Raw genomic sequence first — 23,130 nt, 5'->3', positions numbered from 1 at the left:
TTCCATCTCCACGCTCACGCAGCCCCGCCCAGGTGGGAAGAACCCGCACCGGACCCTACGGTTCCCATGGGATCGCTTAGCTGATTAGAGACGCTTCCAGGGCTGTCCAGGCCTATCGGTCAGCGGTGGAAGAACTCGCCGCCGTACTCCCGAACGGGGTTCCTCAGCGGGGGCCTGGTGGCGCTCTGCCGGTGACCACCGGCTCGCTTGGATGCGCTCAACGGATCGTGAGCGCGGATCCCACCCCGGACAAGGCGGAGATGGCCGCCCTGCTCTGCGACGCGGCCGAGCCACACGTCATGGGCCTGCTCCGGAGCATCCGGCTGAGCGGCGAGCCGGAGGAAGGGATCGTCGCCGTCGCCGCCGAGCACGGGCTCACCACGCTCACCCGGTAGCCCTACATGCTGCTGCAGCTGACGCACGACCGGATCGCGCAGGACTCCGCTGGGGGACCGGCGTCCGTGCGTCCACTGCACGACGACGAGCACGAGGTCTTCGCCGAGGTCCTCGGCGCCGCGTTCGGTCCCCCCGCGGTCATCATCCGCCTCTACACGCCTCTCGCCCGCGGTCAGCCCCTCGTGCGCGCCTACGTCGCCGAGGTGGAGGGTCCGCCCGCTGCGGTGGGACTGGGGAGCCTGACCGGCGAACACACGGTGGCGCGATCGGCTCGGTCAGGCCCGGGGCCTGCTGACGCCGTGACCGGACGGGTTCGCCGGACGGATCCGGCTCGTCGGTGAGGGGCGTCCGCCGGAGCGGACACCCGTTCGGGCAATGGCTTGACGATCGGAGCGAACGTGCGCCGGTTCGACCGGCCCGGCGTCCCGGGTGGCTACAGCCCGAGGTCGAGCGCCAGGCACGAGTAGTACTTCCACGAGCCTTCGGGGTCATAGGCGGTCCTTACGCCGCTCGGCGCGGCCTCGACCTCTTCGGTCATGTCCTCGAAGCGGATGCGCTCGGGGAGCCGGCCGTAGCGTGCGTGCCGGGCTGCGGCCGCGGCGTCCGACATGGATTCCTTGCCCATGGCCCTTCTCCACTTCCTCGGTCGCGGATGGTGTCCTGCTCGACGGCTGGACGTGGTAGCAGCGTGCACCCCCATGCGTCACCTGTCAAGATGGTGACGAATGGTGCCGGGCACGGTGTACGTCCGCGTTCCCGCCGGTACGCCGCTGCCATCGTCGCGATCGCAGCCAACGGGCGAGTCGTCGCTCGCATTCTTGATCGCCTGGCGTGGTTGAGCCTGCTCGGCTGGGTGGGTCCTTGCGGTGCTTGCGAGGGCGCGCGCTTCGATGGTGGCGGTGAGCCGGTCGGGGGTGAAGGCCCGGGCGATCAGGCCGACACGTCCCGTTGCGCACGTATCCCACCGACTGCAACGCATCGCCGCGACGATGTGTGAGGAGGCCGGCGGGGGAATTGCAGGAGAGCAGTGGCGGGCATGCCTGCGAGCTGCTCTACCGGGACATGTGCTGACAGAGCCCAGCCGACCCGCCTCGCGATGACCACATTGTCGGGCAATACCGAACGGCCGTCCCCGCGTCTGTCGCTTCGGCGCACCACAGGGGTGGTCGCGCAGGCCCGGCCTCCGTACTGCGGCTGACTACGGCGCCCGGCCCGTCAGCCGGGTCAGGGGGCGGTGAACAGGGTCGGGAAGCGGGGGGCCAGCCACGGCCGGGGGCCCCAGGCGAGGACCTTCCCTTGGGCGATGGCACGCCAGGGATTCAGCCGGCCGAGCGCGATGAGCAGGAAGGCGACGGGGTCGAGCAGGATGGTGCAGTCCGCGCGCTGCCGCAGCGTGCCCGGGGTCACCTGCACGGCGCCGTCGGCCAGGGACACCCCGAACGCCTCGCCCCCGCGCAGCCGGATCCGATAACGGGCCGTGAGCCCGGCCGTGGCTGCGGGGTCCGCGACACGCGGCATGACCGAGAGCATGAAAGGCATGCACAAGCCCACCCGTGCCCGGTCGACCATGTGCGGACGCTTCATGGCGCGAGCCAGGTCGTATCCATGGCCGAGCATGTGCGTGAGCAGGTACGACGCCAGAACGGATCGGTTCATCAGGCCCAGGGGTGTGGCTGGTGCCGGGACGTCGGAGGCAGGGCGCGACAGAGCGTCCAGGAACGCCTCGGCCTGCTCCGTGATCATCCTCGCGAGTGGCTCCGCCCGACGCTCTGCGAAGACGGCGAGGGACTTTGCGTTGGCCTCGGCGAGGCTCTGGGGCGTTCCGTCGCCGTAGGGGCGCTCCCGCCCGGCGGCCAGGTCGGCCATCAGTTCGTTGGCTATGGCCAGGTGGGCGGCGGCTTCGCCGACGGTCCACTGCGACCCCGGCACGGCAAGCGCCGTGTCGCTCGCGCTGCGCACCAGCGCGGCGATCTCCTCGGCGGTGCCACGAATCGCCTGCCCGAGCCCGTCGGGCAAGGGCCACGGGCCGTTTTGCCGTACTGTCGTGTGCACGCTGCTTGCTCCGCTCCCCACCCAGCCCGGCACGCCCAATGTGCCTGGGGCGGTCGTACCCAACCAGACTCGGGCCGCGCCCGGCAAGCCCCTGCGCGCCTTGCGGCTTGGGTTCTGGTGCTCGGCGGCTGCCTGTTCCGTCGCGGTTCATGGCCGTGCCCGCCGCCTCAGCGAACCTCATCGACCGGCAGGCCGGGCTGTGAGAGCGATGCCGGGAAGGGCCGGGTCTCGCGGCGGAGGCCGGACTGGCTCGGGAAGCCCGGCGTGCCCACCTCGTCGGCCGCAGGGGGCTGGATCAGCATGTCCCGGTCCGCAGCCCCGGGGCGGAGCAGCCCGCCGCTGGGCGCCCCCGGGAGCCGGAGCACGTACACGAGGCACAGATGGAGAACCCGGGCCGTCACGACATGCCCGTGAAGCGGCCGGAGACCGAGGAAGCGCACTACGCTGCCTCGGCTCGGGCGCGTGATGAAGAGGATCTTTGAAAATGACTCTGGCCGCGGTTTCGTGAAAGGGGCAGGCGCCGACTGGGTGGCCAGGACCGAGCGTCCGGGCCTTGCTGACGAGCCGGACCTGGCTCGCCGCGGTGCAGCCGCTTGTCCCAGGAATTGGCCAGGAGGGTGTGGGCGGCAGGCAGATCGTGTACGACGCGTCCTGCAGGTCCAGGTCCCGGCCGGTCTCGGCGGGGGTGGCCTTCCGCGCGCCGCAGTCGGGCTCGCGTCGCAGCGCGAGCCCGTCCCTGTTCAGCGGTTCTGCTCCCTTCAGAGGCTGTGGGCGGTGATGTCGCCGTGGGAGGTGGTGGCGCGGATGTCGAGCCCGGGAGTGCCGTCGTTCTTAAGGGTGTTGCTGATGCGACCGTGGCTGGTGCCGGCGTCCAGGGTCGCCGAGACGCCGGCGGCTGCGGCGATGGTGATGTCGCCGGACTGAGTGGTCAGCACGACCTTGCCGCCCGTGGCCTCGGTGATGCGGATGTCGCCCCGTGCGGTGCTGATCTGGGCGGGGCCGGTGAGGCGGCCGACCTCGACGTCGCCGTCGGTCGCGGTGAGGCGGAGGCTCGCGGCCTCGTCGATCTTGATCTGGCGGTACGCGCCGTCGAAGGCGACGTCGCCGAGGCGGCCGACGGTCCGCAGCTCGGCGGCGGCGGTCTTGGTCTCGATGCGGGAGCCGGCGGGCAGCTTGACCGTCACCTCGAGGGATCCGGAGGGGCCGAAGAGCTGGCCGCTGGGGGCAGTGGCCGTGATGCGCAGGACTCCGTCGGCGTAGGCGACTTCCGTCTGCTCCGCCGCCCTTACGTCGCGGTTCTTCGAGGCGTTCGCGGGCAGGACCTCGACCGCGGTGTCGGTCCGGTCGGCGGCGATGAACTGGACGCGTCCGGCGGGGAGGTCCAGGACGGCGGTGATCGGGGCGGGGGTGTCGAACTTCTGCATCGTGCTCTCCCTTGACGCTTGCGAATCGCTGTTTCCTAGTGATGGAAACGCTACGTTGCTTTCCATTTCATCGCAACAAGGGATTTGGTCAAAGTCGGTAGCTCTGCAGGTAGTTGCGCCAATATCGTTGCAACGTGCTCTCGTTTAATGCAACGCTGCCACAGTCGGCGTTGCAATGTGTTGAAGGTGAACGCTAGGGTGAAAGGCGTCAGGGAACACCGAGCGGCACGATGGAGCAGCCGTGGGGCATGAAAGGGGCTCGCGATGCCGGGAGGCAGGCTCACCCAGGCTGAGCGTCAGCAGATCGCACTCGGGTTGGCCGACGGCCTGGCCTACGCGGAGATCGCCCGTCGTCTTGACCGCCCGACCTCCACCATCACCCGTGAGGTGATGCGCAACGGCGGCCCCACGGGCTACCGCGCAGACTTGGCCCAACGCGCCACCCAGCAGCGCACCCACCGGCGCCGGCAGGCCGCGCCCCCGGTGCCGCAGGCGCTGGCGCAACCCTACGGACGCCACCCCGAGGCCGTGCGCGACTACCAGGAGACCCTCACCACCGTCTTCGTGACCTCGGGCCTGCCCAAGATGATGGCCCGGGTACTGGGCTGCCTCTACACCACCGACTCCGGCAAACTCACCGCCTCCGAACTCGCCCGGCGCCTGACCGTCAGCCCGGCGTCCGTCTCCAAAGCGATCACCTACCTCGAGAACCTGGACCTCGTGCGCCGGGAGCGCGGCGAGGGCCGCCGCGAGCGCTACGCCGTCGACGACGACCTCTGGTACCAGTCGATGATCCGCAGCGCCCGGGCCAACGACCAGTTCATCGAAACCGCACGCCAGGGCGTCGCCGTCCTCGGCCGCGGCACCCCGGCCGCCACCCGCCTGGAGAACGCCGCCCGCTTCCTCGACTTCGTCAGCGAAGCACTCATCCGCGCCGCGGAGCAGGGCCGCGAGGTCCTCTACACCACAACCGAAACACAGTCGGACAACATCGCCGAGCCGGGTCCGGACGGCGGACCCGCAGCCGCCCCGACGGCCACGGCATGAGAGGAATCCGGCCGTGCCGTCCTTGCGGCCGCGCCGCCGTTGTGGATCACCCGCACCCCGGCTGCGGCGACATCAGTTGAAGACTGTACGGGCTCAGCCCAGGTCGAAGGTGTTGGGCAGCCCCAGCCGATAACGCACCTCGTCGACCCGTTTCAGGGGTTCCATCTCCGGCGGGCGGAACAGTTCCCAGACGCGACACCGCTCGGCGTCTGAATTGTCCGCGTCGAGCAGTGCGTTGACCGCTCGCCGTGCGGACTCGTTGGCGCCCTCCATCGTCGCCAGGTCCACGTCCGTGCGGATGTAGTCGCCGGCGAGGAAGAAGTTCGGCACCCTGGTGCGGGCCGAGGGCCGGTTGTAGAGGGTGCCCGTGGGGTGGATGAGGAGCTGCTCGCGGTTGCGTGGGTCGGGGCCGCCGAGACCCGTCACGGCCGGGTCCATGAACCAGCCGAGTCGGTCCTCGTCGGTGAGGGTCGTCTTGCCCGAGTCGTTCAGCCCGTCCTTCAGCTGGGCCCAGAGTTCGGCGACGATCTCGTCCTTGGTGCACTCGCGGGCGGTCTTGCCGTAGAGGATGCCTGGTTTGTCCCATTCGGAGATGATCGTGGACAGGCATTCACGGGCCTGTCCGTCCCCGTAGTCGCGTGAAAAGTCCCGTACGTCCCAGAACTGGGACTGTCCGATGCCGGTCACCGCCCAGGGTGAGTCGAGGCAGTTGATGTGCCCGTGCACGACGGGGGTGGGTGTGCGCAGGTAGAACATCACGCCGGTCATCCAGTCCGTCTTCAGCGCGTCGCACCGGCCGAGCTGCGGGTCGGCCGCGCGAAGGGCCTGGCCCCAGGTGGCGCGGGCGTGTTCGACGGGCATCGCCGAGACGTAGTGGTCGGCGGTGACCGTGCGCTCCGGTCCGCCGTCGCGGGGCGCGACACGGACGCCGGTTACGCGGCCGCCCTCGTACAGCACCTCCCGAACCTCCGTGCCGAGCACGAACTCGACGCCGAGCGAGCGCAGACACCGCTCCCAGGGATCGATCCAGGCCTCGCTCGTCGGGGCGTTGAGGACCCGGTCGACGTCGGCGTCGCCGTCCATGCCCCGGCCGAGCAGGCCCCACAGGATCAGGGCCTCCATGATGACGCGGCCGACCGTTCGCGTGGAGGCGATCTCGGCGCGGGTGGCGACCAGATTGCGGGTCTGGCCGATGCCGAGGAGCACCTGGTACTCGGCGCTCATCTCGCCGGCCCGGATGAAGTCCCACCACGGAGTCTTCTCCCACTGATCCTCACGGCGGGCGTCGCAGCTGGTGAGGTGGACGAGCAGACGGTCGGCGAAGTAGGCGGCCTCGTGGGCGGGCAGCCGGGTGCCGAGGTCGAGGACGGACAGGATCTGGTCGCGCAGCCAGGCCGGGGTGATGTCACCGGATGCGGGCGGGGTGGTGACCCGGCGCAGGGGGAAGTGCAGGTCCGGGCGGCCGGAGCCGCGCGCGAACAGCGCCTCGGTACCGCTGCGGAGGTTGTCGTGGACACCGCCGGCATTGCCGGGGAAGGGGATGCGGCGCATGGTGTCCGGCAGGTTCCGGTAGAAGCCGGGGAAGAAGCGGAAGCCGTGCTCCGCGGGAAGCGGTGCGCGACCGCCGGCGGCAGTGCCGGGGACGTCCATGGAGCGGGCCTTGCCGCCGAGGGCGTCGTAGTACTCGTAGACGGTGACCGCGTAGCCGCGTTCGGCGAGTTCATGGGCGGCGCTGAGGCCGGAGACGCCGCCGCCGAGGACGGCGACGCGTTTCTCGGACGGCGCTGCCGCTGCGCTGCCCGCAGGCCATAAGGCGGTGGCCGCGACCGCTCCTCCGGCGACGGTCGCCCCGGCGGCGGCCAGGAAGCGTCTGCGGGAGTGTCCGGCGTCCTCCTGGGACTGCTGCGCGTGTTCTGTTGTCATGTGAACCGGAGCGTAGGGAGGGGCTACGGAGGCCGGAACCCTGTTCCCCGCCATCCCACAGCATCCTCACAATCACAAGGAGACACCCTCATACCCAGCGTGTTCGTCCAAGGCCGGCCCGTCGCGTCCTGCCCCCGCTCGCAGCGGAGGTCGGCGCGGATCGGTGCGGCGATCGCCCCCGGTCAGGGCGTGAGGGAGGCTGAGGATCAAGCGTGTGACGGCCCAGGCCGATGGTGGCCGGGGTCTTGACGTTCAACTGCCGCTCGTACAGCGGCGACCACCTGGGCGCGGCCGACCAGCGCTGCGGTCTCCTGGCGTCGACTCGGGAACCGGCCCGGCCACGGCTCGGTACTCGCCCAATGCGCAGGGACGTACTCGACGGCGTGACCGTCAACGCCTGCCGCGTATCGGGCTCCACCTCCCGAAAGTCAACCATCAATGGCGCGAACCGCAGACGCCGGCAGCAGCCGCTCCAACAGTTCCGCGTCCAGCGCATCCGCGAGATCTTGTCTTGTCACCTTCGCCCCCTCAGCGCGTCGAATGGCGCAATCCTGACAGTCCGAGACCGGTAGCCCCCGTTCGAAGGACTGCCGGCAGTGGGACAACGGGCCCGTCCGCGCGGAGAGCACCTGAGGCACTGCGGGACACACCTTGACGGCTGCGTCACGACCGCCTCTGCGGAGGGAGAATCCCCACAGGCGCGGGGAGCAGGCGCTCGGTGAAACCCAGAGGACGGAGCGGGCCCTCCAGTGCGGCGCGCTTCGGGCATGGCGCCGTCGTTGTCGTCGTCCCTCAGTCGGCGCCGTGCCTGTCGGGCGACGGCAGGGTGGCCGTTCTCGCGTCCGCCGGAAAAGCTGGATGTACGGAAGCGGCCGAGTGGACCGAGGTGATCGCCCATGGGAGACGAGGGTGTGGACTACCCGGGTCTCATCGTCCCGGTCGGGCATGTCGAGCCGGTGCCGCGGCGTATCCGTGCGCAGGTCGGCGGCCGGTGCGTATTCGACACCCGGCGCGCGTTGTACGTGTGGGAGTGGCCCGGGTACCCGCAGTACAGCATTCCGCTGCGGGATCTGGCCGAGGGCGTCCTGAGCGACGACGGCCGCGCCGGCCGGCTGGGCCCAGGCCCAGCACGGCGGCACTCGCTGCGGGTCGGCTCCGAGATCCGTGAGGGTGCCGCGTGGGTCTGGGGTGAGGGAGCCCCGGAGGCACTCATCGGCACCGCCCGTTTCCGCTGGGACGCGATCGACACGTGGTACGAGGAGGAAGAGCAGGTCTTCGTGCACCCGAGGAGCCCGTACACCCGGGTGGACGCGCTGCGCTCGTCCAGCAGCGTGCGCGTCGAGGTGGACGGCACCGTCCTGGCGGACGCGCCGTCCTCGGTGAAGCTCTTCGAAACCGGCCTGCCGACCCGTTACTACCTGGAGCGTGCCTATGTCGACTGGACCCTGCTGCGTTCCTCGGACACGGTGACGGCGTGCCCGTACAAGGGCAGGACCACCGAGTATTGGTCGTTCGCGTGCGGAGCCGTCGTCCATGACGATCTCGCCTGGGCGTACGACTTCCCGACGGTGTCGTGCGCCGCCATCGCGGGGATGGTCGCCTTCTACAACGAGCACGTGGACCTGTACGTGGACGGCGTCCTGCTCCCGCGGCCCACCGCCCTCTCGCGGGCTCAGTGGGACACGCAGCAGCGGGCACGTGCGTGAGCCGCTAGCCGGCGCCCACGGATTGGGGTGGACGGCCTGTCCGTGGTGGAAGTCATGCGGTTGCTGGTGTCGCCAGTGCACGAGTATGTGACGTCCGGGGGACATGGACATGCGGACCCTGGCCGGCACGCTCAAGGAGTGGACCCAGCGGGTCTGAACCCAGGCCGTGTCCAGGGGAGAAAATGAGATCGTCGCCCTGGGGCAGGAGTCATGCCGGTTCGGGTGGCTGACCCGGCTTGGTTGCGACCCAATGCACGTCGCTGCATCCAGCGTCTTCGATTTCGCGCTGGCGCATGCCGGCGCTCGGTTAGTCGCAGGCGAGGGCGGAGGAGTGCCGGGTGCCGTCCGGGTCGGTCCTGGTGAGCGGTTAGTTCTGCATCGTGATCGCCATGCGGCCATGATCTCCGTCGGTGCTGACCATGCTCTGCTCGCGCTCTGCCCCTCACGGCTGACGGCCGAGACCGTGTTGGGCCGTGAGCCCTGGGAGCCCGTTGTGCCGGAGGCCGGAGGTTGGGTGGGCGGGGACAGGCGCAGCAGCGCGGCTGCCATTGCAATCAAGTCTCGGCCTCGGCGCGGCTGTACTCGAACGTCCCTTGATGTACTTCAGTGCGTGGCGCGCTTCGGGCACGGCGCCGTCGGTGTCGCCGTCTTTCAGCCGGCACTGTGCCTGTCGGATGACGGCGGGGGTGGCCGTTCTCGCGTCAGCTGAAGAGCTGGATGTACGGAAGCGGCCGAACGGACTGGGGTGATCGCCGATGGAAGACCAGAGTATGGACTACCCGGGTCCTGTCGTCCCGGTCGGGCATGGCGAGCCGGTGCCGCGCGTATCCGTGCGCGGGTCGGCGGCCGGTGCGTATTCGAGACATCGGCGTGGTCGGCGAGCGCGACCCGGGGTTAGTCGATCAGGCCCTCCACCTGGGTGGACGACTTATCGGCACCCGCAGAGTCGGTATGCACGGAACAGTCCCCCGTGAGTCGGCAGGCGGGCAAGCGGAGCGTTGACGACGTGCGAGGGCTCCCGGGGGGAGAGGGCCGTTCGAGCGCTCCGCCGCCTGCCGAAGGGATTCAGGTTCACATGCGTGGAGTGACGTGGCGTCAGCTGGTCGCGTTGCCCGAGACCCACTCGGTCCACGGCATGTTCCAGTCGCTGAGGCCGTTGTCCGGGGCCAACGTGGTCTTGTCCTCGGAGTTCTTGACGATGACGACGTCACCGATCATCGCGTTGTCGAAGAACCACGCGGCGGGCTGCTTGCCGTCGGCGCCGCCCTTGACGTCCTTCAGGCCCACGCAGCCGTGGCTGGTGTTGACCTTGCCGAAGATCGAGTCGGCACCCCAGTAGTTGCCGTGGATGAACGTGCCCGAGTCGGTCAGGCGCATGGCGTGCGGTACGGCCTTGATGTCGTACGAGGGCTTGCCGTCCTTCTCCGTGAGGCCGACGCTCGCACCGTTCATATGGATCTGCCTGAACTTCTCGGAGATCACCATCTGACCGTTGTACGTCGGGTGCTCGGGGCTGCCGGACGAGATCGGGATGGTCTTGATCGTCTTGCCGTCCCGTACGACGGCCATCTGCTTCGTCTTGGCGTCGACGGTGCTGATCTGGCTCCGGCCGATCTTGAAGGTGACCGTCTTCTGGATGCCGTGGAGGGTGAGCTTGACGGTGACGGTGGAGCCGGGCTTCCAGTAGTTCTCGGGGCGGAAGTCCAGGCGGTCGTCGTTGAACCAGTGACCGACGACCCGCTGGCCGCTGCTGGAGCTGACCTGGATTTTCGACTCCACGGCGGCCTTGTCGCTGATCGCCTTGTCGAAGTTGACCGTCACTGGCATGCCCACGCCGACGGTCGAGCCGTCCTCGGGGGAGAGGTGCCCAATGAAGTCGTTGGCCGGGGAGACCGTGGTGATCGTGGCGTTCCCGGTGACGGAGCGGCCCTTGGCGTCCTGGGCCTCTGCGGCGACCTGATACTTGGTGGCCCGCTCCAGCCGGCCGTCCGGCTTCCAGGACGTGCCGTCCGCGGACAGGGTGCCCGAGATCTCGGCGCCGGTCGCGACGGCGGTCATGGTCACCTTGGTGAGCCTGCCGTTGCTGACGGTGACCTTGACGGGGCCGTTGATCCCGACGTTGTAGGCGCCTTGCCCAGGCGTGATCTTTATTCGGGCGTCGGAAGCGTCCTGGGCGCCCGCCTGATCTCCCCGCACCTGCGATTTCGGATGATTCGCGGAGTCGTTGCCGCCGGTGGCAGCGTTGCTGGTACCGCCGAGGGCCGTGAGTGCGAGTACGCCGCCGAGTACGCCGGCCGTAGCCATCAGTCCGGTGCTTCGCTGACGTGCCGTGATCAAACGCTTCTCCCATGCCACTGGTCATTGAATCCCTGGAGCTGGTTACCGGAGGGGTTGCAACCAGCTTTAAAGAACTACTTTTAAGCATTTATCGCTCTTAAGGGAGTGAATTGTGGCGGATTCCACGCGCAGTGAGAGCGTCGCCGAGGCTCCGCTCGACGGGCGGATGGCGCGTCGTCGATCTGCTCTCACCGATCGGTGCAGGCCATGGCAGGGACGACGCTGCGATGGGTGTGGCGCCGGTCACGGGCGACAGCCCGCACAGCTGAAGGCCGCCGTCGAGGGCAGCGGCAACGCCTTCATGAACGGTGTGCACGCCGCCGTTCTCGTCACCGCCGTCCTGTGCGTCGTGGGTGCTCTCCTCGCCCGTCGAGGCCGGTGCCATCGCGCGTGTCGTCAGGGATACGTGCACGTCATCGGCGACATGCGCGGAACCGGTGACTCCGGTGGCGTCATGGTCGGCAACTACCACTTCGGCGGCGTCCCCAGGGTCAGGAGCTGTGCGACCTCATCGAGTGGGTTGCCGCGCAGCCGTGGTTCGACGGCAACGTTGGCGTGATCGGCGTCCTTTGCTTCGGCTCCATGCAGGTGCCCGCAGCCGCGGAAAGGCCGCCGCAGCTCAAAGCGATCTCAGTCGGCGAGGGTCCCTACGACTTTTACGAGCACCTACCACGGCGGCATCATGTGGTTGATGCCGCGCCCCGGAGGGCCGCGGTGGCCACTCCTGCTGGCGTGTGCAGAGGGGATCCGGGACTCCTTCCTGCGGGACGAGTCGCAGCTCTCCATCTCCGCCGGGCTGATCGCTCAGAACGCCTGTCTCGAGGCGCTCAACGTGCTGGATCGACTGCCACATGCGATCACTGATGTGCCCGGCTCCCTGGGCGAGCTCTGCATCCTGCGTGGCCGTACGTACGACGGGCTCGGCTGACGCCCTCGTGCACGGTGGCCGTGATGTATCGGGCTCTTGATCGTTGATCACGGTGGCGAGCCATCCGGTGCGCTCCGCCATCACCACTGCCTCCCGGCCGCCGGACCCGTGTCGGCCGGGCGCGCTCGGCGAGTGCGCCGTCCATCAGGGCCGTGATCGGTCTCCTGCATGCCGCACCGTCAGCCTGCAATGAATCCTGGAGCACGTCACGCTGGCACCGACGGCAAGGCTGACGCCTGCCCCGCCTGCCCGCGGCATATCCACGTTCACACCAACCTGACCGGGGTCTACTGCCTGTTGAGGGCCACCGTCTCGTCCGGCACCTGCGTTGCCTGCGGGCCCGGTCCGCGCCCGGCGAATCGCATGGCGATGCACGCCCCCAGGTACAGCAGGGCGACGACCAACAGCAGCGCCTGATAGCCCGTCACCAGCGCCAGATACTCCAGCGCGCCCCCGGTCAGCGCCCCCAGCAGATTTGCGCCGAACGCGGACGTCGGCTCCGGGGCGCGCGCGAGGCGATCCGAGAAGATGAGGTTGGCGCAGAAGATGGGAGCGAAGGCAAGGGCGATGGCGGCGGGGAGCCGTCCGGCGAAGGGCAGCGCGAGCACGGCGTTCGCCGGGACGAGCCAGGCCACCGCGAGGGTGGCGAAGAGCAGGAGCTGCAGCAACAACTGGTTGACCCGCCGCAGCCGGCGCCGGACCTCGACGGCCGCGAGGACGGCGAGCAGGACGCCGATGAAGACCAGGGCGTTGACCAGCCAGGTCGTGCCGAAGTAGAGCGCGAAGCCGATCACGTTCTTCGTTTCGAGCAACATGAAGGCCGCGCCCATCAGGAACATGTCGGTGTAGCGGACCGTGCTTCGGATTCGAACCTCGGTCAGGCGCACCGCCAGGACAGTCGCCAGCAGGATCGCACCCAGCGCGCCCAGGTACAGCGTGGGAATGTTCCGGTGGAGCAGATAGGGGAAAGGGTGGTCATCGCTCGCGGCTGCCGGGACCACGCCGCTGGGCTGCCAGATATGCCGGCACGACTGGTCGGTGGCCGTCATCCCGGCCACCAGCACGGCCGCGTTCTTGGCGAACGACGTCATACAGGGGGCGTGGCCGTAGATGTCATCGAGTGAGCCGGCGAAGCGGTCGACCAGCCAGCTCTTCCGGTAGTAGTTGTACATGGCGAACGCGCCGTGGGGCGCCAGGTGGTCGCGGGCGGCCTCGAACGCCTGCTGGGTGAACAGGTAGCTCTCCAGGCGCAGATTGCTCGCTCCGGCCACCAGCGTCAGCGAGTCCGGCAGCGCCAGGACGACCAGGTCGTACTTGGCGTTGGTCCGCTCCAGGAAGGCCCGTCCGTCGTCGATGTGGACGTGCACCCTGGGGTCCTCGTACGGCTTCGCGGGGTGCAGCTGTGCGCCGATCTGTAGCAGCCGGGGATCGATCTCGACCGCGTCCACGCGCTGCGCTCCGTGCGCCAGCGCGACCGCCGCGTCATTGCCGTTGCCGGCCCCGATGACCAGCACGCGCTTGTGCGGGTTGGCGGGCGTCTGATCGTAGGGCTGCCGGTAGGGCGAGTTTTTTCGCATCAGCACCGGGAGCGGCGCGATGCTCTGGTGCGGGACGCCGTTGGCGGAGATGCGGTATGCCCGGGTGGCGGACGTCGAGGGCGTGAGCTGGATCTTGTAGTAGGGCGACCAGGAGATGCCGGCCGTCGTCGTCTCCGCGAACAGGGCAGCGACCATCGCCGTGAGCGGGATGCCGTACCGCAGGGTGTTGCGCCGTCCGCCGAGGATCAGCAGGGCCGCGGCGGCGAGTACGCCCCACACGGCCGACGGAGCGCGGAGCCAGGACACCAGGGCGAAAGACACCGAGCCGGTGAGGCTGCCGAGCAGGTCGTAGCGGTAGGCGTCGAGCGAGGGAAGTCGGCGGAAGAGATCGGCTGTGATCTTGCCGATCGCAGTCATGATCACCGCGGTGAGCAGGAAGATGGCCGGCAGCGTCACCCACTCGGGGAGGCCGGTGGTCTTCACGGCGGTGAAGTAGATGACCTGGTCGCTGCTTTGACGCACCTGCACCGGAAACTCGCGTACCAGGATGACGAGAAGCGCGAGCGGGACCGGTGCCCAGCGTGTGAGCCACTGCCCGCGCGCGGCGGGGATCAGGAACCCGATGCCGATGCCCAGGAACGACCCCAGCAGGATGAAGTTCGAAAAGTAGCTGAGGTGGACGACGTTGGCGCCCGCCCATCTGATCAGCGCCAGCTCGACGAAGAGCATGGTGGCGCTGGCCAACAGAAGCCTCCAGCGCACCGAGTGGTCGGTTTGTCTGGCTCCAATCGATTTCACGCGTCATTACGGTGCCATCTTCGGTATGGCATGTCGAGGCGACTTGCCGATTTTGTGACGATATCGCCTGATCTGGGCCGGTCATGCGGACCGTCTCCACCAGCAGCACCCCTCCGGCCTGGGACACCACCCGACGAACCGCCGCCCTCGATGCGGACGCGCGGGTACCGTCCGGGGGAGGCCCGCTGCGCCTGGACGCAGTCCTTGCGACCTTCGGTCGGCCGGACGTGACCGCCTCAACTGGTCGTCACATCACAGAGCGATGACGTTGACCGCTAGGGAGACGAGGCTGGCGAGCGCACGTGTGTGGGCGTAGCGGCGTGGGTCTGCCAGTGGGCGGATGCCGGCGTAGAGGCTGAGGAAGATGTATGTGAGGACGGGGGCGGCCCAGGCGTTGGCGGAGAAGCCCGGCAGGCCGTCCGTGTTCAGCTGCGTCAGGTTCACCGAAGTCCGCCGCAGGTACACGGAGGCCGCGGACAGTAGCGCGACGGCGGACACCAACCGCTGGGCCGCGCCGACGGAGCGAAAGCCCTTCATCGCGCGTTCCCGCCGCCTGGTGGGCTGGTGGGAGTTCCCGGCCCGGTTGTTCAGTCCCTCGTGGGATCGGTGCTCCACGGAGGGCATGACCTCGCGGTGGGCGGCGCCGTAGGAGCGGAGCTCGTCGGTGACGATCACTCGCGGCACCGCCCGGGTCTTCTTCATCAGCCTGCGGAAGAAGCGCCTTGCCGCGGCCTTGTCCCGGCGGTTCTGCACGAGGATGCCGAGTACGTCGCCGTCCTGGCCGACAGCCCGCCCCAGGCACTTCAGCTCTCCGCTGACCTTGATGAAGACCTCGTCCAAATGCCATGTGTCGCCAGGCCGGGGCCGGGGCCGGCGGCGGCGCAGTCCGTCGGCGTAGGCCTGCCCGAACTTCAAACACCACCGCCGCACCGTCTCATACGAGACGATCACGCCGCGCTGGAGTATCAGCTCCTCCATGTCGCGGAACGACAGAGGGAAGCGGAAGTACTGCCACACGCAGTGAGAGATCACCTCGACCGGCTACCGGTGACCCCTGTACGACAGCGACGTGCCCTCCACGGTCGATCCACCTCCACCATGATCAACCTGAAGATCATCCCACCCTGTCAGCCCATGTGACAGTGCCGGTGCGTGAGCTGCGTCCGACCTGCCTTCCGGCGGATCCCGTCTCCATGGATCCCGTCTCACGGATCCATGAGCCTGTGAGTGGTGCCGACGGGTCAGCCGTGGATGGTTTCGTCGGGCTGGTGGCCCGGGCGGGAGGAGTCGGGTGAGCCCGGACCGCGCGTGCTGCCGACCTTCAGTGCGGTGGCTACGAAGGCCCGGGCAGCGGCGGTGAGGGGCTGGTCTCTGTGGACGATGAGGAGGTCGTAGGTCACTCGAGGCAGCAGAGGCAAGACCACCGCGCCTCTGCTCTTGGCCTCCTGCGACACTGTCCAGGGAAGGAAGGCCGCGCCGACGCCCTCCAGGACCAGTGGAATGACTGCTTCCCGGTGGGGTGTCTCCACGGCTGTGTAAAGGGGGATGCCGCGCTCTTTGGCTTCGTCGAGCAGGCCGCGAGCCCGGGTACCGATCGCGCTGCTGATGAACGGAACCCCTGCGAGTTGGTCCAGGCTGAGGGGGCCTTTGTCGCCCTGTGTGCTTCCCGGCGGGAGGACGACGACGATTTCGTTGCTTCCGATGGGGTGCGCACGCAAGTCCGCGGACACGGGGCGGTCTGTGAGTCCCACTTCGCATGCGGCGTCCGCGACGGCTGTCACAGCGAGGGCGCCGTCTTCGGTGGGCAGCATCGACACGGTGACTTCCGGGTAGGACCGGCGGAAGTCCCCGATAATCCGGGCCAGGGGCTCGATGCTCAGGCCTGGAGGTGTGCTGACGGTGACGCGGCCGCCGCGGAGGCCTCTGAGGGCGATCATGGACTGTCGTGCGTCCTCCATGTCCTTGAGGACGCGACGTGCGTAGGTGAGCAGGACCGTGCCGGCCTCGGACAGCGCGACTCCCCGACCGACCCGGTGGAAGAGCGGAGCGCCGCATTCCCGTTCCAGCCTGCGGATGGCCTCGGACAGTGTCGGCTGGGTCACGTGCAGATGTGCCGCGGCCTTGGTGAAGCCGCCTTCATCGACGGCGGTGACGAAGTACTCCAGCGTGCGTACATCCATAGGGCTAGCCTATCGGTTGCATCGAAAAAATAGACTGGATTGATCTCATGGTGCAGTGTTTCATATCTCATAACGTTTTTCGTCCGCAGTATGCCCATCCTTGGCATTGGAACTTAAAGAGCAGGAGAAACGTGTGAGTTCCTCCCCGGTCCTGATCAGAACCAAGGACGACGTCGTCCGGGTGATCAACGAGAGTGCGGACGCTCCGCACAGTCGCATCATCGGTTTCATAGCGCTCGGCGGCTTCTTCCTCGACGCGTATGACTTCACCAGCCTGAGCGCAGGTTCGGTGCAGATGAAGGCGGAATTCGGACTCAGTGCCAGCCAGCTCGGTTTCGTGACAGCCGTCATGGCGTTCGGCGCGATCATCGGTGCGCTCTGCGGTGGTTACTTCGTTGACCGGTTCGGTCGGCTTCGCATGTTCATCGTGAACCTGTTGCTCTTCGTGGGTGCCACGCTGGGCGCGGCGTTTGCTCCGAACTACGAATCACTCATTGTGCTGCGCCTCTTGATCGGTATAGGTGTCGGTCTCGATGTGCCGGTGGCCATGGCGTTCCTGGTCGAGTTCATGGCGATGAAGAAGAAGGCCAAATGGGTGGAGTCGGCCGCGGCGCTGTGGTCGGCCGCGACCATCTGCGGGCTCCTCGTGGCGCTCGTCCTCAACGCCCTCGGGGCAGGAACCAGCCTGTGGCGGTGGGAGGTCGGCCTTGGCGTGGTGCCGGCTTTGGTGATTCTCCTTCTGCGCTTCAAATACATGGCGGAAAGCCCGATGTGGGCTGCAACCAAGGGAGACCTGGCCGAAGCAGTACGGATTCTCACCGTCACGTACGGCCGGCCGTTCGAGCTCGCGCCGGATGCGGCGGGCTTGTCCCACCCCGACGAACAGACCGGCCCGTTCCGCCCCTTCGTCCAGCTCTTCACCGGTGAATTCCGTAAGCGCACAATCCTGATCTCCGTGGTTAGCGCGGCGCAGAGCATCCAGTTCTCCTCGGTCGGCTTCTACCTGCCCCTCATCGTCTTCTCGTTCTTCCACAGCAGCTTTTCCGTCTCTCTACTGGCCTCGGTGTTCGCGAATGCCTGCGGTCTGTGCGGCGGGCTTCTGGCAGCGAACGTCGCGAACAGGCTGGGACTGCGCAAGCTGACCATCATCGGGTTCAGTGGCGTTGCTTCCGTACTCGTCCTACTCGGCCTCTTCGGCCGGGTGATTCCATCGGTACTCGGAGTTGTGCTGCTGGCGTTCTTCATCGGCGCGCATACCTTTGGCCCGGGCTCCACCGCGCAGTCGATGTCGGCGATGTCGTACCCGACGCGGGTCCGCGGCGTCGGCGCTGGACTCTCCCAGGCCAGTAACCGTACGGGCAGCCTGGTAGCGCTCTACGGCGTTCCGGTCCTGTTGGGCGCGTTCGGGTTGTATCACGCCCTGCTCATCCTGCTCATCGCCCCGGTGATCGGTCTGATCGCACTTGCCGTCATCAAGTGGGAGCCGGTCGGCAACGTCTCGGACGACGAGCCCGAGTCCGTCTTCGGTTCTCCCACCCGGGCAGCCGGGCCCGAAGCCAGGATCCCCACCCGTTCCATCTGAAAGCAGGCACAGCGACAGTGCAATCCCAGTCCGACGTTCTACGGCTGATACAACCCGACCTGCAGGAGAGCGTCCTCAACCGTGCCGGGAGCATGCTCGATGACGTGGCCGCCTACCTGAACTCGGTCGATGCGCGAGGCCTTGACGGCGCATTCCCGGCCTTCGTCTTCGACCCAGCGGCTGCCTCCTCCTACCTTCCCCAGCCGGTGGATCACCCGAGCCATGAACCCGCGGCTTCCGTCTCCCTCCCGGACGTCCAGGAGCTGCCCTGGGTGCCGCCCACTGATATCGCGCGCCTGGTGCGCGCCGGAGACCTCACAGCCGCAGAGGTGACCGAACTGTATGCACGGCGGATCGAAGACTGGCAGCCAGAGGTCAACGCGTTCATCGACGTGACCCTGGACGATGCTGCTCCGCCACGGATGGGAGCCCTTGCGGCGGCCCCTGTGGGGCTGACCGACCTGATCGACGTCGCGGGACTGCCGACGACCGCTGGTTCAGCGGTGATGCACGACCGGATTGCTGCAGCGGACGCGGACTGCTGGAGATCCCTGGCCGGGGCCGGTGCCGTGCTTGCGGGCAAGCTGAATGTGCAGGAGTTCGCCGCCGGCACGACGGGCGAGAACGCCCGGTTCGGCTGGACCCGGAATCCCTGGGACACGACCAGGATGACCGGTGGGGCATGCGGCGGTGCGGGGGCCGCGGTCGCGGCCGGGATGGTATCCGCGGCTCTCGGCCCGGACCCTGGGGGATCGATCAGGGTACCCGCAGCCCATTGCGGGGTCGTCGCCCTCAAACCCACCTACGGCGCGATCAGCAGGCACGGCGTACTGCCCTTGACCTGGACGCTGGACGCCCTCGGCGTGATGGCGCACCGCGTGCGGGGGGTCGCCGGCGTTGCCGATCACCTGCTGGTCCCGCGCACACCGCACGGCAGGCGCGGCAGTTGCGAAGGCGCTGCACTGGCCGGAGAACGGACAGCCGGTCTGGATCTGACGTTCGGCATCCCCGTCTCCTGGCTGGACATGGGGCTCGATCCGGAAGTCCGGGCCGCCTTCGAGAAGGCACTGGAGCACCTCACCGCACTCGGAGCAAAAGTGCGCGAGGTTGACGTCCCGTACGCGGGAGACATCCTCAAAATGCACCGGGCCATCGCATTCTCCGAGGCATCGGCCAATCACGAGCCGTTCCTCCTGCATCAGGCAGACGGAATCGGAGCCAATATCCGTGACCGTGAGCAGGCCGGGCGGGCCATGCTAGCCGGGCAGTACCTCAAGGCGTTCCGGATCCGTGCCATGCTGTGCCGGCGCTTCTCCGAGGTGTGGCGAGATGTCGACCTCGTCGTCACGCCGACGGTCCCGGTCCCCGCAGCACCCATCGGGACGCAGGCGGTGACGACGAGCTCACGCGGCCCAGAGCCCACACACACCGTCTACACCCGCTATCTCGCCCCTTTCAGTTCACTCGGCCTGCCCACGCTGTCCGTTCCGTGCGGGGCGACGACGGGCGGTCTGCCGATCGGCATGCAGCTGGCAGGACCGCCGCACGCGGAAGCTCTCTTGTTCTACGCAGCCGGTGCCTACGAGGCCAGCACGGTCTGGCATACGCGGCACCCGGAGCTCTCTCGGTGAAAGGCAGGACACGAATCATGTACGACATGGCTGTCACGGGCGGCTCCGTCGTCACACCTGACGGCGTCGTCCAGGGGGACATTGCCGTGAAGAACGGCGTCATCGCGTCCGTCGGTGTCCCCGTTGTACCTTCGCAGGTCACGGGGCGCGTCATCGATGCGAAGGGAAAGCTGGTCCTGCCCGGGGTCATCGATGCCCATGTCCACTGCCAGACCTGGACCGATCATGCCGACGCGATCGGGGACTCGCACCGTTCGGCGGCATTCGGAGGCGTAACCACCGCGATCACCCAGATCAGGGCACCCGTGGACATGGCCCCTTCGGACGCCATCAGCTACTTCATCTCAGAGGGCGAACGGACCTCACCGATCGACTTCGGTCTGCACACCATCCTGCGTCCGGAACACGATGCGGCCACCGAGGTACCCAAGGTCATTGCTCTGGGCAGCCCGTCCGTCAAGTTCTTCATGTCCTACAAGGACAACGGGATCATGACTCCGGACGCCACGCTGCTGCGCAACCTCCGTATCGTGGCGGAGAACGGCGGCCTTGCCATGGTGCACGCGGAAGACGGCGAGATCCTCGCACACCTCATCGACCATGCGAAGGCGACCAGGCGTACGCGGCTAGAGGACTTCGCCTGGACGCATCCCGCCGCCGCCGAGGACCTCGGTGTGCACAAGGCACTCGCCTACGCAAAGGCGACCGACTGCCCCCTTTACATCCTGCACATGACCACCAAGGGCGGTGTGAAGCTCCTGCGCGAGGCGGCCGCGGCCGGCCAGCGCGTGTTCGGGGAAACCTGCCCCAAGTACCTGACACTCACCAACGACGATCTTCTGCGTGTCGGGGCGCAGGCCAAAGTCGGGCCGCCGCTGCGGAGCGACGACGACCGCGAGCGCCTCTGGGACGCCTTGAAGACGGGCACGTTGTCCGTGGTGGCCAGCGACCACGCCCCCCGGGCACGGGAGCGAACAGGGCAGGTCGAGGACGTGTTCGCCGAACCCTATGGCGCACCTGGCACTGAGACGATGCTGCCGGTGGTCTACGACGAGCTCGTGGTGAAACGCCGCGGGAGCGTGTCTCTCCTGGCAGAGATTCTCAGCACCAACCCGGCGCGTATCTACGGGCTCTACCCGAAGAAGGGCATCATCGCGGCGGGCTCCGACGCCGATCTCGTTCTGGTGGATCCCGAACGCAGGGAAGTCATCAGCGCGGCAACGCAGCACACCACGGCGACATACAGCTTGTACGAAGGTCGTGAGGTCACAGGCTGGCCGACGCTGTCCACCGTGCGTGGGCGCGTGGTGCTCGACAACGGCGAGCTCAAGCAACAGCCCGGATTCGGGAAGTACCAGCGCCGAAGCCTGCCCGAGTCCGTCCGATGACGGAGCTGTGGGAACTCACCGCGAGCATGCAGGCGCGAGGGGTCCGCGAGGGCACATTCTCCGCGGAAGAGCTGATGCGGTCCGTGCTGGACCGCATCGCTCAGACCGACCCGCAGGTCAACGCCTTCTGCACCCTCAACGAGCACGCCCTTGAAGAGGCCCGGGCGGCAGACAGAGCACTGACCAGGGCCGACGTGATCGGACCTCTGCACGGCGTGCCCTTCTCCGTCAAGGACCTCATACCGACAGCAGGGCTGCGCACCACGCTGGGCAGCACCGCTTACGCGGACTGGATCCCCGATCATGACGATGTGTCGGTGGAACGGATGCGCGCGGCGGGCGCGCTGCTCGTGGGGAAGACCAACACCCGCGAGCTCGGCTACGGGGTCGTCGCCGACAACGAATTGTTCGGGCCGACACGCAATCCCAGAAAGCTCGCCTGCACAGCCGGAGGATCCTCCGGCGGCTCGGCAGCGGCAGTGGCCGGCGGCATGGGATCGATCAGCCTGGGCAACGACGGCGGGGGTTCGCTCCGCGTCCCGGCCGCGCTTTGCGGCGTCTTCACCCTCAAACCCACCTTCGGAGTCGTGCCTCTGTACCCGTCGTGCCGGCTGCCCACAAGAGCAGGGCTCGGCAGCTGGGAGACACTCGAGTCCGTCGGACCGATCACCCGGACGGTGGAAGAATCTGCCCTGGTGCTGGAGACGATCGCCGGATTCGACCAGCGGGACCGGCACTCCATACCGACCGACGTGCGGGGACTTACGGCACGCCTCGACGACGGCGTCAACAGGCTGAGAATCGCCTGGAGCCCACGCCTGGGACAGGCAGATGTCGACCCCGAGCTGATCGAACTGACAACCCGTGCCGTCAACGCACTCGATCGGGCAGGACTCGGCTGCGAGGTCGCCGCCGCGGATCCGCCGATCGGAGATCTCCACGAGCTGCGCAAGGCCTTCTACGCCACCGTCGCCAGGGACTCGGACCTGACAGGCCTGCGTGAACTGGCCGGACGATACCGGGTCTCTCAGGATATACAGGAGCTCGTGGGAAAGGACTGGACGGCTGAGATGTTCACCTGGGCGGCAACGCGCAGGCAAACGCTCTATGACGCCGTCCAGAGCTTCATGGCGGACTGGGATCTGCTCCTCACGCCCACTACGGCAACGGCTGCCTTTCCGATCGGAATGCGTAGTCCGGCCGAGTACGTGGGGCGTGACTGGTCGCCGTTCGCATTCCCGTTCAACCTTACAGGCCAGCCTGCAGCAAGCGTGCCGATCGGAACGACAAGGGATGGCCGACCCGTCGGCCTCCAGATCGTTGGCAGACGTCTTGCGGACGCCATGGTGCTGAGGTCAGCCCGCGCCTTCGAACGTGTTCTTGCTGCGGGTCCTGGTGATCAGCCGATCTGTGAGGTGCCCCGAGGTTCCGGGACAGGGACCCAATAGGGTTGTCCTGTCAAGGAAACGAGGAAGCACGAAGTGGCACCACCCAGCAAGTACACCCCGGAGTTCCGCGCGGAAGCCGTCCAGATCGCACTCCGATCCAGCAAGACCATCTTCGAGACGGCCCGCGAGCTTGAATTGAACCCGGAGACACTCCGGGCCTGGGTGAAGAAGCACCAGAAACAGCATGAGCCGCCTGCCGACGCCGAGCTGACGGTCAGCGAACGCGCCCGGTCGAAGGAACTTGAACGCCGCATTCGCGAAGTCGAGATGGAGAACGCCTTCCCGAGAAAATGCGCGGCGTGCTTCGCTAAGGATCCCCAGTAGCAAGCAAGTGCGAGTTCATCGAAACGATGCGGCTCGACACCGCGGAGTACGTTTTCCCGGTCGAGTTCATGTGTCAACGGCTCGACGTATCCAAGTTCGGCTACCACGACTGGAGAAGCCGCCCCAATTCTGCGACGGCCCAGCGCCGCGAGGAATTGAAGCTGCTCGTCAAGAAAGCCTTCGAGATGTCCGACAGCACCTACGGATACCGGCGCATCCACGCCCAGCTGGCGCGCTGGAGCCACGCCGCCGGCCTGGAGCTGGTGCGCCAGCTGACGCGTGAACGCCTTCAACCAGCACCCTGACCAGGCATTCAGGGTCCTTGAAGGCTCTCCTCCCTGGAGGGAGGGGATTTGTCACCCTCCAGGGTTGAGCGGGGATTTACGGCTCAGGCGGCCACCGGAGCCGGCGGCTCAGGTGGTCTTACG

General features: G+C 67.7%; 18 protein-coding genes and 2 pseudogenes. 12 read left to right on the top strand and 8 right to left on the bottom strand.

Annotated elements, in window-relative coordinates; all coding sequences use genetic code 11:
• The first annotated feature begins 227 nt into the window (after positions 1 to 227).
• The gene (locus AB0M27_RS39390) at positions 228 to 395 is read left to right on the top strand and encodes a hypothetical protein (RefSeq protein WP_365729550.1); all 168 of its coding nucleotides are present in this window, start codon (positions 228 to 230) and stop codon (positions 393 to 395) included.
• Positions 396 to 401: 6 nt separating this feature from the next.
• A complete protein-coding gene (locus tag AB0M27_RS39385) occupies positions 402 to 737 on the top strand; it encodes a hypothetical protein (RefSeq protein WP_365729548.1) in 336 nt (111 codons plus the stop codon).
• 92 nt (positions 738 to 829) lie between these two features.
• On the opposite strand, the gene AB0M27_RS39380 is transcribed toward AB0M27_RS39385, so the two are convergent.
• From AB0M27_RS39380 to AB0M27_RS39370, 3 genes are all read right to left on the bottom strand, one after another.
• Entirely contained in the window at positions 830 to 1,021 is a 192-nt protein-coding gene (locus tag AB0M27_RS39380) for a hypothetical protein (RefSeq protein ID WP_365729547.1), read from the bottom strand.
• 599 nt (positions 1,022 to 1,620) lie between these two features.
• A complete protein-coding gene (locus tag AB0M27_RS39375; protein WP_365729545.1) occupies positions 1,621 to 2,448 on the bottom strand; it encodes a maleylpyruvate isomerase family mycothiol-dependent enzyme in 828 nt (275 codons plus the stop codon).
• 758 nt (positions 2,449 to 3,206) lie between these two features.
• Positions 3,207 to 3,872 carry a DUF4097 family beta strand repeat-containing protein gene (locus AB0M27_RS39370; RefSeq protein ID WP_365729543.1) on the bottom strand — a complete coding sequence of 222 codons (666 nt, stop codon included), beginning with the start codon at positions 3,870 to 3,872 and terminating at the stop codon, positions 3,207 to 3,209.
• Between the two features lie 264 nt (positions 3,873 to 4,136).
• Here AB0M27_RS39370 and AB0M27_RS39365 point away from each other — a divergent pair, with 264 nt between their 5' ends.
• Complete coding sequence (locus AB0M27_RS39365) at positions 4,137 to 4,919, top strand: helix-turn-helix domain-containing protein (protein WP_365729542.1); 783 nt, start codon at positions 4,137 to 4,139, stop codon at positions 4,917 to 4,919.
• Positions 4,920 to 5,012: 93 nt separating this feature from the next.
• Here the strand turns inward: AB0M27_RS39365 and AB0M27_RS39360 are convergent, their stop codons facing one another.
• Positions 5,013 to 6,842 carry an FAD-dependent oxidoreductase gene (locus tag AB0M27_RS39360; protein ID WP_365729540.1) on the bottom strand — a complete coding sequence of 610 codons (1,830 nt, stop codon included), beginning with the start codon at positions 6,840 to 6,842 and terminating at the stop codon, positions 5,013 to 5,015.
• Between the two features lie 896 nt (positions 6,843 to 7,738).
• Here AB0M27_RS39360 and AB0M27_RS39355 point away from each other — a divergent pair.
• Positions 7,739 to 8,548 (top strand): DUF427 domain-containing protein, encoded by an 810-nt coding sequence (locus AB0M27_RS39355; protein ID WP_365729538.1) that lies wholly within the window; start codon positions 7,739 to 7,741, stop codon positions 8,546 to 8,548.
• Between the two features lie 1,095 nt (positions 8,549 to 9,643).
• Here AB0M27_RS39355 and AB0M27_RS39350 read toward each other — a convergent pair.
• On the bottom strand, positions 9,644 to 10,852 hold the full coding sequence (locus tag AB0M27_RS39350) for an Ig-like domain-containing protein (RefSeq protein WP_365729536.1): 1,209 nt from the start codon (positions 10,850 to 10,852) through the stop codon (positions 9,644 to 9,646).
• 531 nt (positions 10,853 to 11,383) lie between these two features.
• On the opposite strand from AB0M27_RS39350, the pseudogene AB0M27_RS39345 reads away from it, so the two are divergent.
• Positions 11,384 to 11,515 (top strand): annotated as a pseudogene (locus tag AB0M27_RS39345) (CocE/NonD family hydrolase); the annotation flags it as partial.
• A gap of 61 nt (positions 11,516 to 11,576) precedes the next feature.
• Positions 11,577 to 11,813 (top strand): hypothetical protein, encoded by a 237-nt coding sequence (locus AB0M27_RS39340; protein ID WP_365729535.1) that lies wholly within the window; start codon positions 11,577 to 11,579, stop codon positions 11,811 to 11,813.
• Positions 11,814 to 12,100: 287 nt separating this feature from the next.
• Here AB0M27_RS39340 and AB0M27_RS39335 read toward each other — a convergent pair whose 3' ends face one another.
• The 3 genes and pseudogenes from AB0M27_RS39335 to AB0M27_RS39325 all read right to left on the bottom strand — a co-directional run bounded on the left by AB0M27_RS39335 (position 12,101) and on the right by AB0M27_RS39325 (position 16,329).
• Positions 12,101 to 14,095: a spermidine synthase gene (locus tag AB0M27_RS39335; RefSeq protein WP_365729534.1), complete on the bottom strand. Its 1,995-nt coding sequence runs from the start codon at positions 14,093 to 14,095 to the stop codon at positions 12,101 to 12,103.
• A gap of 546 nt (positions 14,096 to 14,641) precedes the next feature.
• A pseudogene (locus tag AB0M27_RS39330) lies at positions 14,642 to 15,190 on the bottom strand (IS6 family transposase); the annotation flags it as partial.
• 200 nt (positions 15,191 to 15,390) lie between these two features.
• The gene (locus tag AB0M27_RS39325; protein ID WP_365729532.1) at positions 15,391 to 16,329 is read right to left on the bottom strand and encodes a LysR family transcriptional regulator; all 939 of its coding nucleotides are present in this window, start codon (positions 16,327 to 16,329) and stop codon (positions 15,391 to 15,393) included.
• Between the two features lie 133 nt (positions 16,330 to 16,462).
• On the opposite strand from AB0M27_RS39325, the gene AB0M27_RS39320 reads away from it, so the two are divergent.
• The 6 genes from AB0M27_RS39320 (at position 16,463) to AB0M27_RS39295 (ending at position 23,007) form a co-directional block, all read left to right on the top strand.
• Positions 16,463 to 17,911, top strand: coding sequence for an MFS transporter (locus tag AB0M27_RS39320; protein ID WP_365729530.1), 1,449 nt, complete (start codon positions 16,463 to 16,465; stop codon positions 17,909 to 17,911).
• A gap of 104 nt (positions 17,912 to 18,015) precedes the next feature.
• Entirely contained in the window at positions 18,016 to 19,542 is a 1,527-nt protein-coding gene (locus AB0M27_RS39315) for an amidase (protein ID WP_365729529.1), read from the top strand.
• A 17-nt stretch (positions 19,543 to 19,559) separates the two neighbouring features.
• On the top strand, positions 19,560 to 20,930 hold the full coding sequence (locus tag AB0M27_RS39310; RefSeq protein WP_365729527.1) for an amidohydrolase family protein: 1,371 nt from the start codon (positions 19,560 to 19,562) through the stop codon (positions 20,928 to 20,930).
• On the top strand, positions 20,927 to 22,378 hold the full coding sequence (locus tag AB0M27_RS39305; protein ID WP_365729525.1) for an amidase family protein: 1,452 nt from the start codon (positions 20,927 to 20,929) through the stop codon (positions 22,376 to 22,378). Before AB0M27_RS39310 ends, AB0M27_RS39305 begins: the two co-directional genes overlap by 4 nt.
• A 33-nt stretch (positions 22,379 to 22,411) precedes the next feature.
• Positions 22,412 to 22,702, top strand: a complete 291-nt coding sequence (locus tag AB0M27_RS39300) for a transposase (RefSeq protein WP_365729524.1) — start codon at positions 22,412 to 22,414, stop codon at positions 22,700 to 22,702.
• Positions 22,703 to 22,728: 26 nt separating this feature from the next.
• Complete coding sequence (locus AB0M27_RS39295; RefSeq protein WP_365729522.1) at positions 22,729 to 23,007, top strand: IS3 family transposase; 279 nt, start codon at positions 22,729 to 22,731, stop codon at positions 23,005 to 23,007.
• The last annotated feature ends 123 nt before the right edge of the window (positions 23,008 to 23,130 follow it).

It is taken from the genome of Streptomyces sp. NPDC052107, from assembly GCF_040680215.1.
Classification (GTDB): domain Bacteria; phylum Actinomycetota; class Actinomycetes; order Streptomycetales; family Streptomycetaceae; genus Streptomyces.
The sequence above is the reverse complement of the archived record's forward strand: the minus strand, read 5'-3'. Positions and strand labels throughout refer to the sequence as shown.